At 40.3% G+C, this 17,907-nt stretch carries 18 protein-coding genes; 15 read left to right on the forward strand and 3 right to left on the reverse strand.

Annotation, left to right across the window (positions count from 1 at the left end; all coding sequences use genetic code 11):
* Nucleotides 1-225: 225 nt before the first annotated feature.
* From ACRWQN_RS07805 to ACRWQN_RS07815, 3 genes are all read left to right on the forward strand, one after another.
* Complete coding sequence (locus ACRWQN_RS07805) at nucleotides 226-2,709, forward strand: 6-hydroxymethylpterin diphosphokinase MptE-like protein (protein ID WP_434940387.1); 2,484 nt, start codon at nucleotides 226-228, stop codon at nucleotides 2,707-2,709.
* 112 nt (nucleotides 2,710-2,821) lie between these two features.
* The gene (locus ACRWQN_RS07810; RefSeq protein WP_434928711.1) at nucleotides 2,822-3,301 is read left to right on the forward strand and encodes a DUF2947 domain-containing protein; all 480 of its coding nucleotides are present in this window, start codon (nucleotides 2,822-2,824) and stop codon (nucleotides 3,299-3,301) included.
* Nucleotides 3,302-3,382: 81 nt separating this feature from the next.
* Complete coding sequence (locus ACRWQN_RS07815; protein ID WP_434940388.1) at nucleotides 3,383-3,943, forward strand: chalcone isomerase family protein; 561 nt, start codon at nucleotides 3,383-3,385, stop codon at nucleotides 3,941-3,943.
* A 54-nt stretch (nucleotides 3,944-3,997) separates the two neighbouring features.
* On the opposite strand, the gene ACRWQN_RS07820 is transcribed toward ACRWQN_RS07815, so the two are convergent.
* From ACRWQN_RS07820 to flgA, 3 genes are all read right to left on the reverse strand, one after another.
* On the reverse strand, nucleotides 3,998-4,423 hold the full coding sequence (locus ACRWQN_RS07820) for a flagella synthesis protein FlgN (protein ID WP_434928713.1): 426 nt from the start codon (nucleotides 4,421-4,423) through the stop codon (nucleotides 3,998-4,000).
* 133 nt (nucleotides 4,424-4,556) lie between these two features.
* Nucleotides 4,557-4,889 carry a flagellar biosynthesis anti-sigma factor FlgM gene (gene flgM, locus ACRWQN_RS07825; RefSeq protein ID WP_226410483.1) on the reverse strand — a complete coding sequence of 111 codons (333 nt, stop codon included), beginning with the start codon at nucleotides 4,887-4,889 and terminating at the stop codon, nucleotides 4,557-4,559.
* Between the two features lie 71 nt (nucleotides 4,890-4,960).
* Complete coding sequence (gene flgA / locus ACRWQN_RS07830; RefSeq protein WP_434928714.1) at nucleotides 4,961-5,668, reverse strand: flagellar basal body P-ring formation chaperone FlgA; 708 nt, start codon at nucleotides 5,666-5,668, stop codon at nucleotides 4,961-4,963.
* Nucleotides 5,669-6,061: 393 nt separating this feature from the next.
* On the opposite strand from flgA, the gene ACRWQN_RS07835 reads away from it, so the two are divergent.
* The 12 genes from ACRWQN_RS07835 to flgK all read left to right on the forward strand — a co-directional run bounded on the left by ACRWQN_RS07835 (nucleotide 6,062) and on the right by flgK (nucleotide 17,905).
* The gene (locus ACRWQN_RS07835; RefSeq protein WP_434940389.1) at nucleotides 6,062-6,982 is read left to right on the forward strand and encodes a chemotaxis protein CheV; all 921 of its coding nucleotides are present in this window, start codon (nucleotides 6,062-6,064) and stop codon (nucleotides 6,980-6,982) included.
* Between the two features lie 104 nt (nucleotides 6,983-7,086).
* The gene (locus ACRWQN_RS07840) at nucleotides 7,087-7,926 is read left to right on the forward strand and encodes a CheR family methyltransferase (protein WP_434928716.1); all 840 of its coding nucleotides are present in this window, start codon (nucleotides 7,087-7,089) and stop codon (nucleotides 7,924-7,926) included.
* A 126-nt stretch (nucleotides 7,927-8,052) separates the two neighbouring features.
* Nucleotides 8,053-8,451: a flagellar basal body rod protein FlgB gene (flgB, locus tag ACRWQN_RS07845; RefSeq protein WP_434928717.1), complete on the forward strand. Its 399-nt coding sequence runs from the start codon at nucleotides 8,053-8,055 to the stop codon at nucleotides 8,449-8,451.
* 2 nt (nucleotides 8,452-8,453) lie between these two features.
* Nucleotides 8,454-8,870 (forward strand): flagellar basal body rod protein FlgC, encoded by a 417-nt coding sequence (flgC, locus tag ACRWQN_RS07850; protein WP_434928718.1) that lies wholly within the window; start codon nucleotides 8,454-8,456, stop codon nucleotides 8,868-8,870.
* A gap of 24 nt (nucleotides 8,871-8,894) precedes the next feature.
* A complete protein-coding gene (gene flgD / locus ACRWQN_RS07855) occupies nucleotides 8,895-9,683 on the forward strand; it encodes a flagellar hook assembly protein FlgD (protein WP_434940615.1) in 789 nt (262 codons plus the stop codon).
* Nucleotides 9,684-9,745: 62 nt separating this feature from the next.
* A complete protein-coding gene (gene flgE, locus ACRWQN_RS07860) occupies nucleotides 9,746-11,110 on the forward strand; it encodes a flagellar hook protein FlgE (RefSeq protein ID WP_434940390.1) in 1,365 nt (454 codons plus the stop codon).
* A 271-nt stretch (nucleotides 11,111-11,381) separates the two neighbouring features.
* Nucleotides 11,382-12,125 carry a flagellar basal-body rod protein FlgF gene (gene flgF / locus ACRWQN_RS07865; RefSeq protein WP_434940391.1) on the forward strand — a complete coding sequence of 248 codons (744 nt, stop codon included), beginning with the start codon at nucleotides 11,382-11,384 and terminating at the stop codon, nucleotides 12,123-12,125.
* Nucleotides 12,126-12,136: 11 nt separating this feature from the next.
* Nucleotides 12,137-12,925, forward strand: coding sequence for a flagellar basal-body rod protein FlgG (flgG, locus tag ACRWQN_RS07870; RefSeq protein WP_226410474.1), 789 nt, complete (start codon nucleotides 12,137-12,139; stop codon nucleotides 12,923-12,925).
* Between the two features lie 9 nt (nucleotides 12,926-12,934).
* Nucleotides 12,935-13,612, forward strand: a complete 678-nt coding sequence (gene flgH, locus ACRWQN_RS07875) for a flagellar basal body L-ring protein FlgH (RefSeq protein WP_434940392.1) — start codon at nucleotides 12,935-12,937, stop codon at nucleotides 13,610-13,612.
* Nucleotides 13,613-13,622: 10 nt separating this feature from the next.
* Nucleotides 13,623-14,723 carry a flagellar basal body P-ring protein FlgI gene (locus ACRWQN_RS07880; RefSeq protein WP_434940393.1) on the forward strand — a complete coding sequence of 367 codons (1,101 nt, stop codon included), beginning with the start codon at nucleotides 13,623-13,625 and terminating at the stop codon, nucleotides 14,721-14,723.
* Nucleotides 14,724-14,783: 60 nt separating this feature from the next.
* Nucleotides 14,784-15,974 carry a flagellar assembly peptidoglycan hydrolase FlgJ gene (gene flgJ / locus ACRWQN_RS07885; RefSeq protein WP_434940394.1) on the forward strand — a complete coding sequence of 397 codons (1,191 nt, stop codon included), beginning with the start codon at nucleotides 14,784-14,786 and terminating at the stop codon, nucleotides 15,972-15,974.
* On the forward strand, nucleotides 15,974-17,905 hold the full coding sequence (gene flgK / locus ACRWQN_RS07890; protein WP_434940395.1) for a flagellar hook-associated protein FlgK: 1,932 nt from the start codon (nucleotides 15,974-15,976) through the stop codon (nucleotides 17,903-17,905). The genes flgJ and flgK overlap by 1 nt, the downstream gene beginning before the upstream one ends.
* Nucleotides 17,906-17,907 lie beyond the last annotated feature (2 nt).

Raw genomic sequence — 17,907 nt, forward strand, 5'->3', positions numbered from 1 at the left:
CTTAATTCTAATTGTCTAACCTTATTTTTCTTATGGGGTATGAAAATTAGTTATTTGGTTCAATTTCTAAAAAAATGACTATAAATTCAGTTTTGTCTCTCCTTGTGGCATAAATATCGCACTTAAAAAGGGAATTTTAGATAAACTGTTTAAATTGGATTGATTAGTCGATTAACATGACAATTAATTGACAGAAACTGTGGATAATTAATCGCTGAGGGCACCATGCTTAATACACCATCAGAAATAGCCAAAACATTTGCCATAAGTCAATTTAACGAAGGTTATTTACCCAGCGTTAATCGACATACCTTCGAAAAAATTGACTCAGTTTCTTTGTATGACGAAAAGTTTAAGGACGCCTTTAGCGCAGTTGACACATTACATGTCATCATAGGTTTAGACTCTGGCCTATTAGCTAATTACATCATGGAACGGCCACTCGCTAAGGGGAGTAAATATATTTTCGTTGAATTGCCTGAAGTTTTGGCTCTGCTGACAATAGATATCCCCCAAGCTCTGCAGGACGACTTGTGTGTTACTTCATCAGTGCGTTTTTCTGCCCTCATCAAAGAGCGTGAAAACAATATTTATATTGTGAAGCAAAAATTTAAAATCCATCGTGCAATAGCCGTAGCTGGGAATTATCTGGAGTCGTACTGCGAACTTAACGCTCAGGTTGAAACCGCACTTGATCATGAGTATTTCGAACAAAGCATTGGGTTTAATCAGAAAGTCTTTGTAAGGGCTCAGCTGGATAACTTAGCCGAAAATCTTATCCCAGCTAAAATTTTAAAGAAAAAGTTTGTCGGTAAAAGCTGTATTGTACTGGGCGGAGGGCCATCTTTAGATAATTCTATTAATTGGATTAGAGACAACGCAGACAATTTAGTCGTCATAGCTGCTTCTAGAGTTGTTGGCAAGCTAACTAAAGTTAATATCAAAGCTGATATTGTGGTATCAGTAGATCCGCAATCTCACAGTTTTGATGTCAATAAAGAGTTTATGCAGCTAGAACATGATGCTTTACTGATTAATTCCTATCATGTTGCACCTCAAATAATGGGTCAATGGAGGGGGGCAGCACTCTATACCGGTCAGCGTTTACCCTGGAACAACGATAGCAGCGAAGACAATATCAAATCAGTTGGTCCGACCGTAACCAACAGTGCCATTGAAATTGCAACTGAAATGGGTTTTAAGCAAGTTTTGCTGTGTGGTGTCGATTTTTGTCATTCTCAAAAAGGCGTAACACACACTCAGGGGACCTATGGTGCAAGTTTAGGCCCTAACATTGGTGTGATGCTTGAATGGGTGGAAACCTATTCTGGTGAGATGGCCGAAACCCCAATTCAGTTAATGCATGCAATAGAGTCATTACAGGCTTCTGTGGCATGTCAAAAAAATACCACTTACATTAACTTATCTCAAGATGCTGCTAAAGTAAAAGGTGTGCGATATCAAGCTTGTCACGATATTAAGCTTAAGCCAATAACGGATAAACAGCGGCAAATGTTAAAGCCTGAAACTTATCAGATATCTACACAAGAAAAACTTAAGTGCCTAATTGATACCTTAGATGCTCTCACTACAACTCAAAATAAACTGTTACAACTTAACGTCTTAGTGTCAGAAGCATTAGTACTTAATAACAAAATAGAAAAAAGTCAGAAAAAGCCTCAAGCTATTCCAGCGTTGGCAGATAAAATCGATAAGATAGAGCAGAGTATTAATAAAAAATTTATTTCACTTGCCCATCTTATTAAATTTTATGGTTATTATGAGTTCTCGCACTTTTTGTCGACAAAGAAAAAGGAAGAGTGGTCACAGCAAGATGTTGTTAACCACACTCGCATTTACTACCAAGCATTTAAAGCCATCTCTGCTGAAATATCAGCGTTAATAGCCTCTGCTGTACAACGTGTTGATTCTCGGATTAATGAATATCAATCAATAAGTGATGTCACCGCTTTATGCAAACAGTGGAATAACGATAAACAATGGGGAAGATCTGTTCTCTGGCAGGCCAAGCAGCCTCAGCAATACGCAAACTTAGCAACAATCGAACTGGAACAGATTAAAAAGACTCAAAAAAAGTTTTATGACCAATTTATCGTCAAAGAGTTTATAGATGATACAGGTGAGTCTATCGTACCATTTATAGATAATGCTTTTAAAAAACTGCAAATACTATTGCATAATAAGCATCTGCTCGGTATCTCTAAGATTGTCGAATACACTTTCCCCTTTATAGCAACAGACTCAGAGGTTTCTCGACTTTACCATTTAGCGCTAAGTTATCAGTTAATGTTGGAGGAAAATACTGAGGTAGCGTTAGACATAATATTAAAAATACCGAGAAACCTTTGTCATGAAGCTGAGTTTAAACAGATTATTAAGCTTTCTCTAAAACTAAATCTGCTAGAGCTGGCAACCGAATACCTTGCAAAAATAATCCACTATAGCGATGAATACTTACCACAATATGCTCATGCTTTAAGATTGAGTGATAAACCGCAGGAAGCGTTAAATATTTATCTCGACTATTTAAATAAGTACCCTGAGGATATTCTTGTATTGCTAAAACTCGGTATTTTTCTCGCTGAAATGAACCAAATTGATAGCGCTAAATCATGTTTTCAAAATGTATTGAACTTAGATGTCAAAAATCAAGCTGCAATGCGTTATCTGCAGCAGATTGGTGGTTAATAAACACAATCAAGGCTGTACAGTTAGTTATCGATAACCATAATTTCCTTTGTTGTCAGTCAAACCGTATAATGGCAGGCGAATAAATTATACATTTCAATAGTGGGGTCGTGTGGGACATACTTATATTTCATTTGAGAACTATAAACGTAAATGGATTTTTAACCATAAAGATTTACCAGTTAGCGAAACGGATAAAGTGATGATTAAGCCTTTATCTGATAAAAGCGCAATGGAAGTCTGGAACAAATGGATAAGTAATAAAAGTAGCAGAGCAGAACAATTCACTAAAGGTGATTGGCCAGTGAAACAGGACGCATGGAGCGCGACTGAACACTGGCAAGCGGCCTGGGATGCTAGTGATAATGTGCTACCTGAAGCTATCATTGAGCATATTCAATGGAGTGATGATACAACTGTTTATTTTTGTTATGAAAAGTACCAGGTTATCGAAACTCGCTGGGATGTGTTTGTCCGTAATTGGAAATGTTTTCTGTTTTTTGATGATGGCCCTTTATTGGTTTCTCCTACCCAAAAACAAGCGCTTATGTTTGAGCAAAACGGACAATATAAATTAGGCACACGCGGCTAACTACCCTTTATTTCCGTAATTTTAGCTTAGCTAAGTTGTGCTCAGTTTAATTCAAATATTTATCCTACAAGAATATTTAGTATGAAATTATTATCCTATTTAGGTTTAGCCGTCGCTTTATTCGTTAGTCCAATTCTGCAAGCTAAAATGATATCTGGCATAAACGTGCCCGATTCCATCGTCGTTAATCAGCAGCCTCTTGTTCTTAATGGTGCAGGGGTTCGCAGTAAGTTTTTTATGGATTTGTATATTGGTAGTTTATACCTTACATCTGTTCAATCTGAGCTGGGAAAAGTAATTGAACAGCCAGTTGCAGTTATCCGTTTACGTATCACTTCAGGGATGATCACATCAGATAAGATGACCGATGCCATTAAAGATGGGTTTGATGAAGCTACTGATGGAAATAGTGTGCACTTACAAACTGAAATAGACCAGTTTATGGCATTATTTAGCGCTGAAATTAACGATGGTGACCAATTTACTTTTGTATTAACAAGGGATAAAGGGGTTGCAAGTTTTAAAAATGATCAGCCACAGGGGGAAATCCCTGGTGAGTTATTTCGTCAAGCGCTTATTAAAATTTGGTTAGGGGATAAGCCTGCTCAAAAAAGCTTAAAACAAGATATGTTAGGGCAATAGATAATTCATTAAACGCTGGTTCTGTGACGCTTTACACATAAACCTAGTTTACGTTTATGCTTTGAAATCATTACCCAGAGTCGAAATCGTCGAGGTTTTACCCTTATCATTATAGGTTAAACTTGATGCATTTCGACTGGCTTGCAGTGCCTGAGAAAATCTATTTAAACTAGCGATATTCAGTTCTATTAAGCTAGAGTTTTGCTGATTAATATCTTTGCATTCAGCAAGAAGACTTTTCGATAAAGTGACTTTTTCAATAAGCTCGGGGTCTGATGTCAGTCTTGCATGCTCAGGGTGATTAGCCATCGACTGGTCATTAGTTTGCAGTGCTATTAAACATTGCTGCTTTTCTTGGGCAAGTTTCAACAGCTTGTCGGCATTTTGGTCTTGCAGCGCTTGCTTTTCTGCAGATATAAGTGACTTCAGCGACGTCAATATGCCGTGCTGGTGGGAGAGCAGTGTAGATAGTTCAGCCATGCTATTACTCGAATTGTTTTGCTTGAAAAACACTTGTCTATGATGCCATTAGGCACCGGTATTCTGATTTATTTCAGCTCAGAAGAATAGACTACAGCAAACATTCATGCACACAGCAATATTGAGTGCTTTACTACTCTTCTTGGAACTTAAGCCCGCTTAGCTCTGATTCAAAGCTTGCAATATTTGCAGCAAGTTTTTCAGGGTCAATTTTATAACGGCCTTCCGAAATAGCCTGTTTAATTTCGGCTACTTTCTTTTGATCGATTTCAGGTAGGCTAGCCATTTTTGACTGCACACTTTGCAACTCTTGCGCCTGAGGCGTAATGCTAACAGAGTCGGTCTTTACTGTAACAGTGGCAGCTTTGGGAGCTGCTTGAGCGGTATTACCTGTCGTTTTAGCATCTCGTGCCGTTTGCATTGGTGTCGAAGTTGCAGCTTTAAGTTTATTAATGTCAATTGCCATGAGTGGCTCCAGCGTTAATTTTGGTTTTCCAAATAGGCTATCGACCTAGCAGAAAAAAACTTTAATCTATTTTACATTCTTACTTCTACTTCACCAACACCAATTACCCTAGCTTCTATTTCTCTGCTTGAATTTGCATTCCTAACTCTAATCGATTCACCGATACTACCGTCATGCATCGCTTCACCTAATGTTTTAATTTGGAGGTTTTCGCTCCTGGCGTATATTGATACAGCATCACCTTTGCACACAAAGCATAAATGACTATTTAAAATCGGCGCGTCTTTACTAATACGTCTTTTAGTTTTACTGCCTAAAACGGCTTTGATGTCAGAATAAAATTGACCTCTAAGGCTGAACTGATCAATATATTCTATGTGCAGTTGTTGTGTTGATAGTGATATGCCCGGCGAGATAATTTCACTTGCGACCACAACGGGATACATGATTTCGACTCTCACCGATAAAAATATTTGCCAAGGATAATCATAGTCAGGACTGTTGCAACTTATTTTAACCGTATTATTCCTAGCTATGTCCCGATCACTTGCAAGTTCGATTGTTAATGGCTTATAACAGCGCGGAGGCGTTAAGCGACCTTCTAAATTTTGAGGGGTAATTATCAACTTAGCATCAGGTGTTAATTGGATTTTTTTTCTAACAGCCTCTTCAGCCATCTCACTTATGGTCGATACAGAGGGTATGCTAGCTTCTTCATCAGCAAAAGCAGCTAATGAATTGAACAATAAATAAAAAAATAACAAAAAATATATTTTCATAATGAAGATACTAGCTTGTTTAGCCAGAATGCACCTATACTTAAATTCTATAAAGATAAAAAGAATAAATTGATCTAGAGTCTTTTGAAAATATTGATGCCGCTTGTGTATGTGCTTATTTGATATCAAATACGGCATAGTTTGCTAAGCTGTAGCGACAATATATTGACTTATCTCGTTATTTATTCTGCTAATGCAATTAATATAATTTAAAAGCAATAATCATGCCGGTAGTAAGTTATTGGCTTGACCCAGTGCATAGTCGAATCATGAGCAGCAGGAAGGACAAATTTAATCCTCCTAAGCAAGACAAATCATGATTCGATTTATGTTTTTAAGTAAAACAAGCTAGTATCTATTTATTCGGATATTTTAATAAAAAAAGGCAGTGTTATGTCGAGTATCATGGAATCAGTCAACAAACGTACTCAATTAGTTGGCCAAAACCGATTAGAGTTACTGTTGTTTAAGCTTAATGGCCGTCAACGCTTTGGCATTAACGTGTTTAAAGTGAAAGAAGTGCTTCAATGTCCTCCGTTAACTAAGTTACCTAAACTGAGCCCTTTTGTTAAAGGGGTTGCACACATTCGTGGTGCCACTATTTCAGTCATTGACTTAAGCGCTGCAACAGGTGGACGTCCACTCACTTCTACTGAGAATTGCTTCATTATCATTTCTGAATACAATCGCAGTGTTCAAGGTTTCTTAGTCAGTTCTGTCGAACGTATTATCAACATGAATTGGGCTGCCATTATGCCTCCGCCAAAAGGTGCTGGGCGTTATTCTTACTTGACTGCTGTTACTGAAATTGAAGGTGAGTTGGTTGAAATTTTAGACGTGGAAAAAATTCTTGATGAAATTTCTCCTGTTAAAACGGCAATCAGTGAAGAAGTTGATAAGACATTAACCATAGACAGAGAACAACATTATCATGTCATGGTGATAGATGATTCTGCTGTAGCACGTAAGCAAATTATTCGTTCTCTTGAGTCTTTAAATTTACAAATTGATACCGCCAAAGATGGTAGAGAAGCACTGAACAAACTCAAGGCTATAGCTAAAGAGATGGATGATGTATCGTTAGAGATCCCGTTGATTATTTCCGATATTGAAATGCCTGAAATGGATGGATATACCCTTACAGCTGAAATTAGAGATGACCCTAAGTTAAAAAATATTAAGGTTGTGTTACACACTTCTTTAAGTGGCGTATTTAATCAGGCAATGGTACAAAAAGTTGGCGCAAATGACTTTATTGCTAAGTTTAATCCTGATGAATTAGCCGCAGCGGTAAACAAACATTTAAGTTTGTAATCTTTTCTGTCTATTGAACGCAGTAGGCAGCATGAAAATTCATGAATGTTAGTTATGCGTAAAAGCTCTAATGATAGGGCAAATATTACTCATTATATTAGGATGTGAATGTGACAGATAAATCACTCGCAGAAGCAGAATATAATCAATTTAGATTGTTTTTAGAACAACACAGCGGCATCGTTTTAGGTGAAAATAAACAATACCTAGTACGAAGCCGTTTAGCACCATTGATGGGAAAATACAGTTTACCCTCGCTCTCTGAAGTGGTTAAGCATTCAATGAAGCCCACCGAACGTCAATTACGTGCGGAAGTGATTGACGCGATGACAACCAATGAAACATTGTGGTTTCGTGACCGCTATCCATTTGATTTATTACATAATACTTTATTACCTGAATATTCTAAGTTAGGTCGTTCATTGCGTATTTGGTCTGCGGCTTGTTCTTCAGGGCAAGAGCCTTACTCATTAGCAATGACCGCTTTAGAGTATCAACAACGCAAGCCGGGTGCACTGCCTGGTGGTGTGACTATTCAAGCGACTGATTTGTCACCTTCGATGCTTGAACGTTGTAAAAATGCTGAATATGATGGCTTGGCATTGGCGCGTGGATTATCAGAAGAACGTAAACGTCAGTTTTTTGATGCTTTGCCTAATGGCAATATGAAAGTCAAAGATAATGTTAAGCGGTTAGTGAATTTTAGAGCGCATAATTTACTTGAAAGTTATACGCTTTTAGGAAAATACGACATTATTTTTTGTCGTAATGTATTGATTTATTTTGCGCCTGAGGCAAAGGCTAAAATTTTGCGGCAATTTGCTGCCGCTTTAAACCCAAAAGGTATTTTATTTCTTGGGGCATCAGAATCTATTTCCGGATTAACAGAAGAATTTGACATGGTCCGCTGTAACCCTGGTATATATTACCAAAAGAAAACCTAGTTTAACCTATTGAAAAGCATGTGTTACTTTTTTCACATGCTTTCCTTTCTATATATCCTCCCATTGATTAAATAATTGGCATAACCTTTGCTTCATATCTATCAGTTAGCTGATGGAGGCAATTTTATGGCGATTAATTTTGATAATGCACTTGGGGTACATCAATACTCCCTTGGTGTCAGGGCACAGCGCGCTGAAGTGCTATCAAGTAACATAGCGAATGCGAATACCCCAGGGTATAAGGCACGCGATGTCGATTTTGCCTCAGCAATGCAAGCTGCTAGTTCTCGTCAGAAAGGTTTAACGATGAGTGCCACTAATGAAAAGCATTTTGATTTAACTGCTCTCAGTCAGCAACATGTCAAATTCCGAGTCCCTAACCAACCTGATACTGGCGATGGTAATACGGTTGATATGCAACAAGAACAATCAGCCTTTATGCAAAACTCTATTGAATACCAAATGTCATTGGGATTCCTAGAAAGTAAGTTTTCAGGTATGCGTAAAGCATTACGAGGTGATTAATCATGAGCTTATTTAATATATTCAATGTCGCCGGTTCAGGTATGACAGCACAGTCTGTCCGCTTAAATACCACCGCAAGTAACATTGCTAATGCTGACTCTGTTTCCAGTAGTATTGATCAAACTTATCGTGCTAGGCATCCTGTATTTGAAGCTGAAATGTCTAAAGCTAGTCATCAGCAATCAGGTTCTCATCGCGTTAATGTCAGTGGCATTGTTGAAAGTGATAAGCCATTGGTTAAAGAATATTCACCAGATCACCCTATGGCCGATGGTGACGGTTTCATTTATAAGCCTAATGTAAATGTAATGGAAGAAATGGCTGATATGATTTCAGCTTCTCGCTCTTATCAAATGAATGTTCAAGTCGCAGATGCAGCTAAAACAATGCTGCAACAAACACTTAGAATGGGTAAATAACATGATTATTGTAGGAGGTAAATGATGAGCCTCGTTAATCCATATAGTAGCCAATCTTTGCCACAACAGGCATCTGCATTGTCTAATACCGGTACGGTCAGTAAAAATACCGTCCAATCGAACACGGCGAGTACGACAACAGGTAATCCATTTCTAGATGGTATTCGTTTACCTGATGCGCCTGAAACTCCTGCAGCGAAAGATCAAATGCTTAAGCAGGAAGATTTTTTTGCACTGCTTAGTCAGCAACTTTCGATGCAAGATCCGTTTAAGCCAGTTGATAATGATCAAATGATTGCTCAAATGGCTTCATTCTCAACAGTTGATGGTATTTCAAATTTAAATAAAGAAATTCTCAATTTGAATGGTGTCATGAGTTCAAGCCAGGCATTACAAGCTTCTAGTTTAGTTGGGCGCAAAGTGTTGATCCCATCAGACACTGGATCTATTTCGCCGGCAAGCCCTGAACTTAAAGGTGTGGTAAGCACACCTGCAGCTATAGATAAAATAAGCATTCGTATTGAAGATGAATCAGGTCAGTTAATTAAGACCTTTGATATTGATGGCAGTGCAGGCGGAAACGTCGATGTGACATGGGACGGTCTAGATAAAAATGGTAAACCTGTGGTTGAAGGTGCTTACGTCATTAAAGCTAGCGGTAAAGTCGATGGACAATCTCAAGACTTAGCCGTTTCTACTTATGCACATGTGACGAGCGTTTCACTAGGTACTGCAGCAACTGGGGCGATTCTTAATCTTCGTGGCATTGGTGGCATTAAATTGACCGATGTACTTGCGGTGTCCGAATCATAAATTTAATAACGCTTGTGACAAGAAATTGTCATTAAAGAAAACCTGATTACTCGAGGTGAAATATGTCTTTTAACATCGCATTAAGTGGTATTGCAGCCGCTCAGAAAGATCTAAATACCACAGCCAATAACATTGCAAACGTAAATACCATAGGCTTTAAGGAGTCTCGTGCGGAGTTTGCCGATGTGTATGCTAACTCAATTTTTTCTAACAGCAAAACTGCAGTCGGTGGCGGTGTTGCTACAACTCAAGTAGCACAACAGTTTCACCAAGGTAGTTTGCAACTTACCAGTAACTCTTTGGATATGGCGATAAGTGGTGGGGGTTTTTTTGTGACCTCATCAGGGATTGGCACACGTGACCAATCATTTACCCGAGCAGGCGCTTTTAAGGTTGATTCAAATAATTATATGGTTGACTCAGCAGGCAACTTTTTACAGGGCTTCCCTGTGGACAAGGACGGTAACTCGACTTCTGTGAGTTTAACCACTACTCAGGCAATTAAAGTACCAGATACAGCAGGAAGTCCTATTATGTCTAGTAAAGTCGGCCTACAGATGAATCTAAATGTCGGTGAGTCACCTTTAGACCCTGCTGCATTTGATCCTGACAATGCAGATACATTTAATAATTCTACTTCAGTGACTATCTATGACTCTCTGGGTGAATCGCATATCATGACCAGCTACTTTATTAAGCCTGAAAACGGTTCCTACACAGGTGAAAGTAACTGGGTTGCATTTTATGCCATTGATGGTAAACCAGTAAGTTTAGACGGTGCAGCTGGCCAATATAGTGTTGATACTACGGGTGATGGTTTAGTTGATGGTGCACCTCGTGATGCACAAACTGCAGGTGGTTGGAGAGGATCTGTCATAAAGTTTAATGACTCTGGTACTTATACTGGTAGCAATCCTACAGTGCTAAAAACTCTGCCACTGGGTGTTACTGGTGCCAATGTATTAGGGCCAGGAGCTGATGGCTCACAGACTGTTACGATTGATTTTAATAATCCGACACAATATGCCTCACCATTTGAAGTCACTGAGTTAACTCAAGATGGTACAACAGTAGGTCGATTAACTAACGTAGGTATAGGTGCTGATGGTTTAGTCACAGCAAGCTATAGTAATGGTTCTACTGTGCCTTTATCGCGAGTCGCTTTAGTTCGCTTTGCAAATGAGCAAGGTTTAACTCAGGTAGGGAATACTGCCTGGAAGGCGAGTTTAGATTCTGGCCCTGCGTTAGCGGGCGAAGCAAATAGCGGTACTTTCGGCAGTATTCGTTCCTCATCACTTGAACAATCGAATGTCGACTTAACTACAGAATTAGTTGATTTAATCTCTGCCCAACGTAACTTCCAAGCCAATTCCCGTACGCTTGAAGTTAACAATACCTTGAACCAAACGATATTGCAGATCAGATAATACGCTTCCTGACAGCTCTCGTTTCATTGGTTTTTATAATATTAGTTTTAATAAGGTGTTGCCCATAGCGGCAACACCTTGCCTTTTATTTCCATTATTTTTTTTCACTTTCTCTTATCGGTGTTTTTTTGACACTTCATTCACAATACTATGTTTTAAATCGTATCCCCACCTAATTAAATCAGTTACTTATATTGACCGTGATTGTTGGCATGCCCTTTGCTTTGTCTAGTTAGTATCTTTATTTAAAGCATTATTGACGGAGCGGCAAATGGACAAATTTTTGTATGTTGCAATGAGCGGTGCAAAGCAAGGCATGAATGCTCTTGCCGTTCGTGCGAACAACTTAGCCAATGCCAACACCGATGGCTTCAAATCGGATATGACCCAAGCAAGGTCAATGCAGGCGTTTGGCGAAGGTTTGCCTACGCGAGTATTTTCAATGATTGAAAGCCCCGGGTCTAATTTTTCTCCAGGTCCTATCAAAGAGACGGGTAATGACTTAGACATTGCCATTAAAGGTGATGGCTGGATTGCAGTGCAAGCGGCTGATGGGTCAGAAGCTTATACCCGTGCAGGACATTTGAAGTTCGATAGTACTGGACTGCTGGTTAATAGTCGTAATACGCCAATTATGGGCGATGCAGGCCCTATTGTTTTGCCACTGCCAATCGATAAAGTTCATATTTCACAAGATGGCATCATTTCAATTCGCCCTCAGGGAGCGACAGCTGAAGTGATTGAGGAAGTAGCCAGAATTAAATTTGTTAATCCGGGCAATGATCAAATGATGCGCGGTGAAGATGGCTTATTTCGCTTAATGTCTGGTTTGCCTGCACCCAAAGATCCCATGGTGCAAGTTGAAAGTGGTGCTGTTGAAGGCAGTAATGTTAACCCTGTACATGAAATGGTGGCGATGATAGATATTCAGCGTCAGTACGAAATGCAAGTGAAGATGATGAAAAATGCAGAAGAAGCAGATCGCTCATCTTCATCGTTACTAAGAATTGGTTAGGAGTATTTATTATGCATCCAGCTCTGTGGATTAGTAAAACGGGTTTAGACGCCCAACAAACAGATATTGCGGTTATTTCAAATAATGTAGCGAATGCTAGCACCATAGGTTACAAAAAAGGCCGTGCGGTATTTGAAGATTTGCTCTATCAAACAATTAACCAAGCCGGTGGGATCAGTGCCGACAATACCAAGTTACCTAATGGTTTAAATCTAGGTGCGGGTACCAAAGTTGTTGCTACGCAAAAAGTGTTTACCCAGGGCAACATGCTCACAACCGACAATTCACTAGATTTAATGATTGAAGGTCCAGGTTTCTTTGAAGTCCAAATGCCTGATGGCACAGCAGCCTATACCCGTAATGGTCAATTTAGCTTAGATGATACCGGGCAAATTGTTACCCCAGGTTCAGGCTACGTATTACAACCTCCAATTACTATTCCTGAAGATGCTATGAGTATTACTGTCTCTGCTGAGGGTGAAGTGTCAGTTAAATTGGCTGGTGCAACAGATAATCAGACAATCGGTCAGCTTACCATGACAGACTTTATCAACCCGTCTGGACTTGATCCACTGGGTCAGAACCTTTATACCGAAACCGGTGCCAGTGGCACACCTATTCAAGGTACTGCTTCACAAAATGGTTTAGGGGCAATTCGTCAAGGTGCGTTAGAAACATCGAATGTTAATGTGACAGAAGAATTGGTTAACTTAATTCAAAGTCAGCGGATCTATGAAATGAACTCGAAGGTTATTTCAGCGGTAGATCAAATGCTGTCTTATGTTAATCAGAATCTTTAGGGGGCAGTGATGAGTAAACTTCTTGTTATAGCTACAACAGCCATGCTGTTAGTCGGTTGCAGTTCTACTCAGAAAAAGCCGATCCCTGATGATCCATTTTATGCGCCTGTTTATCCAGAAGAACCTTCGACTCAAGTGGTGGCGACGGGATCTATATTTTTAGATTCACAAGCTTCAAGTTTGTACTCGGATCTTCGTGCCCACAAAGTAGGTGACATCATTACCGTTGTATTGAAAGAGTCTACCCAGGCGACCAAAAGTGCCAACAATGAAATGAAGAAGAATACCGGCCTGAGTGTTGAACCACTTTATGCGGGTGGCGGTAATGTCTCTATTAAAGGGGTGCCGTTAGATTTACGCTATTCAGACAGCATGAATACCAAACGTGAAGCTGATGCTGATCAATCGAACAGTTTAGATGGCAGTATTTCTGCCAATGTAATGCAAGTACTGAGTAACGGTAACCTGGTTATTCGAGGCGAGAAATGGATCTCTATCAATAATGGCGATGAATTTATTCGCGTGACGGGTATTGTGCGCAGCCAAGATATCACACCAGATAACACAGTCGAATCAACACGAGTAGCTAATGCTCGTATCCAATATAGCGGAACCGGCACCTTTGCCGACACCCAAAAAGTAGGCTGGTTAAGCTCGTTTTTTATGGGTGAGTGGTGGCCTTTTTAAGGGGTATAACATGAACATTAAACCTATTGTAGCCATGCTTTTCACTGCATGTATGGTCATTACCACACCCACGGAAGCACAGCGTCTTAAAGATATTGCCAATGTGCAAGGTGTTCGGAGCAACCAACTCATCGGCTACGGACTTGTTGTTGGTCTGCCTGGTACTGGCGAGAAAACCCAGTACACCGAACAAACCTTTAAAACTATGTTAAAAAATTTTGGTATTAATTTACCTGCTTCAGTTAGACCTAAAGTGAAAAATATTGCTGTTGTGGCGGTTCATGCTGACATGCCCGCCTTTATTAAACCGGGTCAAACATTGGATGTCACCGTATCAAGTATAGGTGAAGCCAAAAGTTTACGTGGCGGAACCTTGATTCAAACCTTTATGAAAGGAGTTGATGGCAATGTGTATGCCATTGCACAGGGTAGTTTAGTGGTAAGTGGCTTTAGTGCCGATGGTCTCGATGGTTCACAGGTTATTCAAAATACCCCAACGGTTGGACGTATTCCGAGCGGTGCAATTGTTGAACGCAGTGTGTTATCACCGTTTGCAAGTGGTGATCACTTAACCTTTAACCTACGCCGGGCTGATTTTTCTACCGCTAAGAGAACCGCAGATGCCATCAATGATTTATTAGGGCCAGGCATGGCGAGAGCTTTAGATGCCAGTTCAATTCAAGTCAGTGCCCCAAGAGATGCCTCACAACGGGTGTCATTTTTAGCGACCTTAGAAAATGTAGAGGTTGAACCAGCTGACGAGTCAGCCAAAGTGATAGTGAATTCTAGAACCGGCACCATAGTTGTGGGCCAAAATGTGCAATTGCTACCCGCAGCGGTTACCCATGGTGGACTCACAGTCACTATAGCTGAAGCAACACAAGTGTCTCAACCTAATGCTTTGGCTGGGGGAGAAACCGTTGTTACCACCAACACGACTATTGACGTACAACAAGATGATAGACGTATGTTTATGTTTAACCCCGGAACCACCTTAGATGAATTAGTGCGCGCAGTGAATTTAGTCGGCGCAGCTCCTTCAGACGTTCTGGCTATTCTTGAAGCATTAAAGGTGGCAGGCGCTTTGCATGGTGAACTTATCATCATTTAAATATTGGCACTTTTTTAAAGTGATTATTTAAATAAGACCGACTTCTGTTACGGGACTACTATGGAAAAGCTGTCAAATTCTTCGCACTTTCTGGATCTAGGGGGACTGGATTCACTTCGTGCTCAAGCCCAGAAAGACGAGAAGGGCGCGCTTAAAGAAGTGGCTAAACAGTTCGAAGGTATTTTTATTCAAATGCTGATGAAAAGCATGCGAGATGCCAACGAAGCATTTAAGTCAGATAGCCCTTTTAATAGTGACGCCACAGCTTTTTATGAGCAAATGCGTGACCAACAAATGTCGATGGATTTATCAAACAAAGGCATGCTGGGCCTAGCAGAGCTAATGGTCCAGCAGCTTTCTCCTGAGGATAGCCCGATGACACCTGCATCAGTATTGCGTGGCAATATTGATGGGAATATCATTCCAGCTATGGTTGTGAATGGCGCAAATGAGCTCAACACCTCTTCTTTATCTCCGTCTTGGACTGCGAACAATAATCTAGGCAGTTCGCAGACTTTAGCAGGTAAAAGCGACATTTTAATGGCAACACCTGTGTCGTCAATTTCAGATAAACAAACCATGGATTCAATCTTAGCCGGAAAGGTATCGCCAAGTGGCACAGATCATCTTAACGGCAAAGTATTGCCTACAGCGGTCGCATCTACTGCGGAAGAAAAGTCTGTAGTAAGTTCAAAGCGTATAAGTAAACCAATCCTTAACACAGCATCTACACCTTCAATAACTGAGGTAATCAATAAATTTAATGATCCACAACACTTCATATCAGTGTTGTATCCCCATGCCGAAAAAGCGGCTAAGCAATTAGGCACAACACCAGAAGTGTTAATCGCTCAATCGGCACTTGAAACGGGTTGGGGTCAAAAAGTTATTCGTAAACAAGATGGCAGTATGAGCAACAACCTATTCAATATTAAAGCCGATAAACGTTGGCAAGGTGATAAAACCACAGTGAATACACTTGAGTTTGAAAAAGGTATTCCTGTTCAACAACGTGCTGATTTTCGAATGTATGAAAGCTTAGAGCAAAGTTTCAATGATTTTGTGTCGTTTATTTCTCAAAACGATCGCTATCAAGATGCGCGCAAAGTGGCCAGTGAGCCGCGTCAATTTATTCATGCTTTGCAAAAAGCGGGTTATGCCACCGATCCACACTATGCCAAAAAAGTGATCAGCGTAATGCAGTCTGTAACTGAAGGACTTAAGTCCGTAATACCTGTGGAGACTAAATAATGGCTATCGATCTACTGAATATTGCTCGTACAGGTGTACAGGCATCGCAATCACAATTGGCGGTTACCAGTAATAATATTGCCAACGCTAATACCCAAGGCTATCACCGTCAGGTGGCGAACCAAGCAAGTACAGAGTCTCAACGATTAGGCAATAGCTTTTATGGTACAGGCACTTATGTCACTGATGTTAAAAGAGTGTACAACGAATTCGCTGCCCGTGAGTTACGCATTGGTCAAACTAGCTTAAGTGGTGCTGAGGCGACTTATTCAAAGATGAGTGAATTGGATCAACTTTATTCACAAATCGGCAATATGGTACCTGCAGGACTCAATAATTTTTTTGGCAGTATTAATAGCGTAGCTGATTTACCTACAGACATAGGGATCCGCAGCAGTGCATTAAGTTCAGCCGAACAATTGGCCAAAACGATGAATCAAATGCAATCGCATTTAGATAATCAAACTAAACAAACCAATAGCCAGATTGAGTCAATGACGGTGCGCATTAACGAAATTAGTAAAGAGTTGGGCAACCTCAACTTAGAACTAATGAAGTCTAGTGGTGATGACAGTCAATTGTTAGATAAACAAGATGCACTAATTCAAGAGCTTAGCCAGTATGCTCAGGTGAACGTCATTCCATTAGACACCGGTGCTAAGTCTATTATGTTAGGCGGGTCTGTGATGTTGGTATCGGGCGAAGTGTCGATGTCAGTTGGCGTAACGACTGGCGACCCTTATCCAAATGAGCCTCGTATCACCGCAAGCACAGGCAATCAGTCACTGATTATTAATCCCTCTAAGTTAGGTGGACAGTTAGGTGCTTTATTTGATTTTCGTTCAGAAACCTTAGTGCCTGCCAGCCAAGAGCTAGGCCAGCTGGCTTTAGGTATTGCTGATGCATTTAATGAAATGCAGTCAAAAGGGTTCGACTTAAATGGCAATGTTGGCAAAAACCTATTTCGCGACATTAATGATCCATTAATGTCATCTGGAAGGGTTGGTGAGTTCTCTACTAATACAGGTAATGCAAAAATTAGCGTCAATGTTGATGATGTTGGCAAGTTAAGTGGTGGTGGCTATGACTTATCTTTCACCGCGCCGGCGACTTATAAATTAACTGATACCCAAACAGGTAAAGTTAGCCCATTGACATTAAATCCACCTGGAGAGTTAGTCGGTGGTGACGGCTTTACCATCAATATCAGCACTGGTGCAATGAATGATGGCGACAAGTTTGAAATTCGTCCAACCTCGGGTGCAGCTGCTGGGTTAACCATGATAATGACTGACCCTAAAGGTATTGCCGCCGCGGCACCTAAGATTATAGCTAGTACAACAAACTCAGGTGAAATGGAAGTGAAGGTTAGTGCTGTTAGCCGTACTACAGCAGGGTTTCCGCTTACCGGCAGTGAGCTTACTGTCATTGTTGATAGCACCATTAATCCTAATACTTTTGAAGTGTTTGATGCATCAGGCACTTCTTTAGCCGGGCCAAGCGCTTTTACACCTCCACAAATAAATACAGGTTTTGGTTTTAGCATCGAAATTGATGACACCTCTACAGCAGGCGTCACTGACAGTTTTACTTTCGATTTATCGTTTGCAGAAGGTGATAACAGCAACGCGGTTGCCATGGCAGAAATGGCTGACGCCAAATTAATGAACGGTGGAACAACCACGCTCGTCGGTGTGTTTGAAAACACTAAATTAGATATTGGCAGTAAAACCAAAGCTGCTGAAGTGAGAGCGGGTTCAGCTGATGCTATTTTTCAGCAAGCTTATAACCGAGTGCAAAGTGAATCAGGTGTCAACCTTGACGAAGAAGCTGCAAATTTAATGCGTTTTCAACAAGCCTATCAAGCATCCGCCAGAATTATGACAACAGCACAAACCATTTTCGATACTTTATTAAGCTCGGTTCGTTAGGG

The organism is Shewanella sp. HL-SH8 (assembly GCF_051165765.1).
Lineage (GTDB): Bacteria > Pseudomonadota > Gammaproteobacteria > Enterobacterales > Shewanellaceae > Shewanella > Shewanella glacialimarina.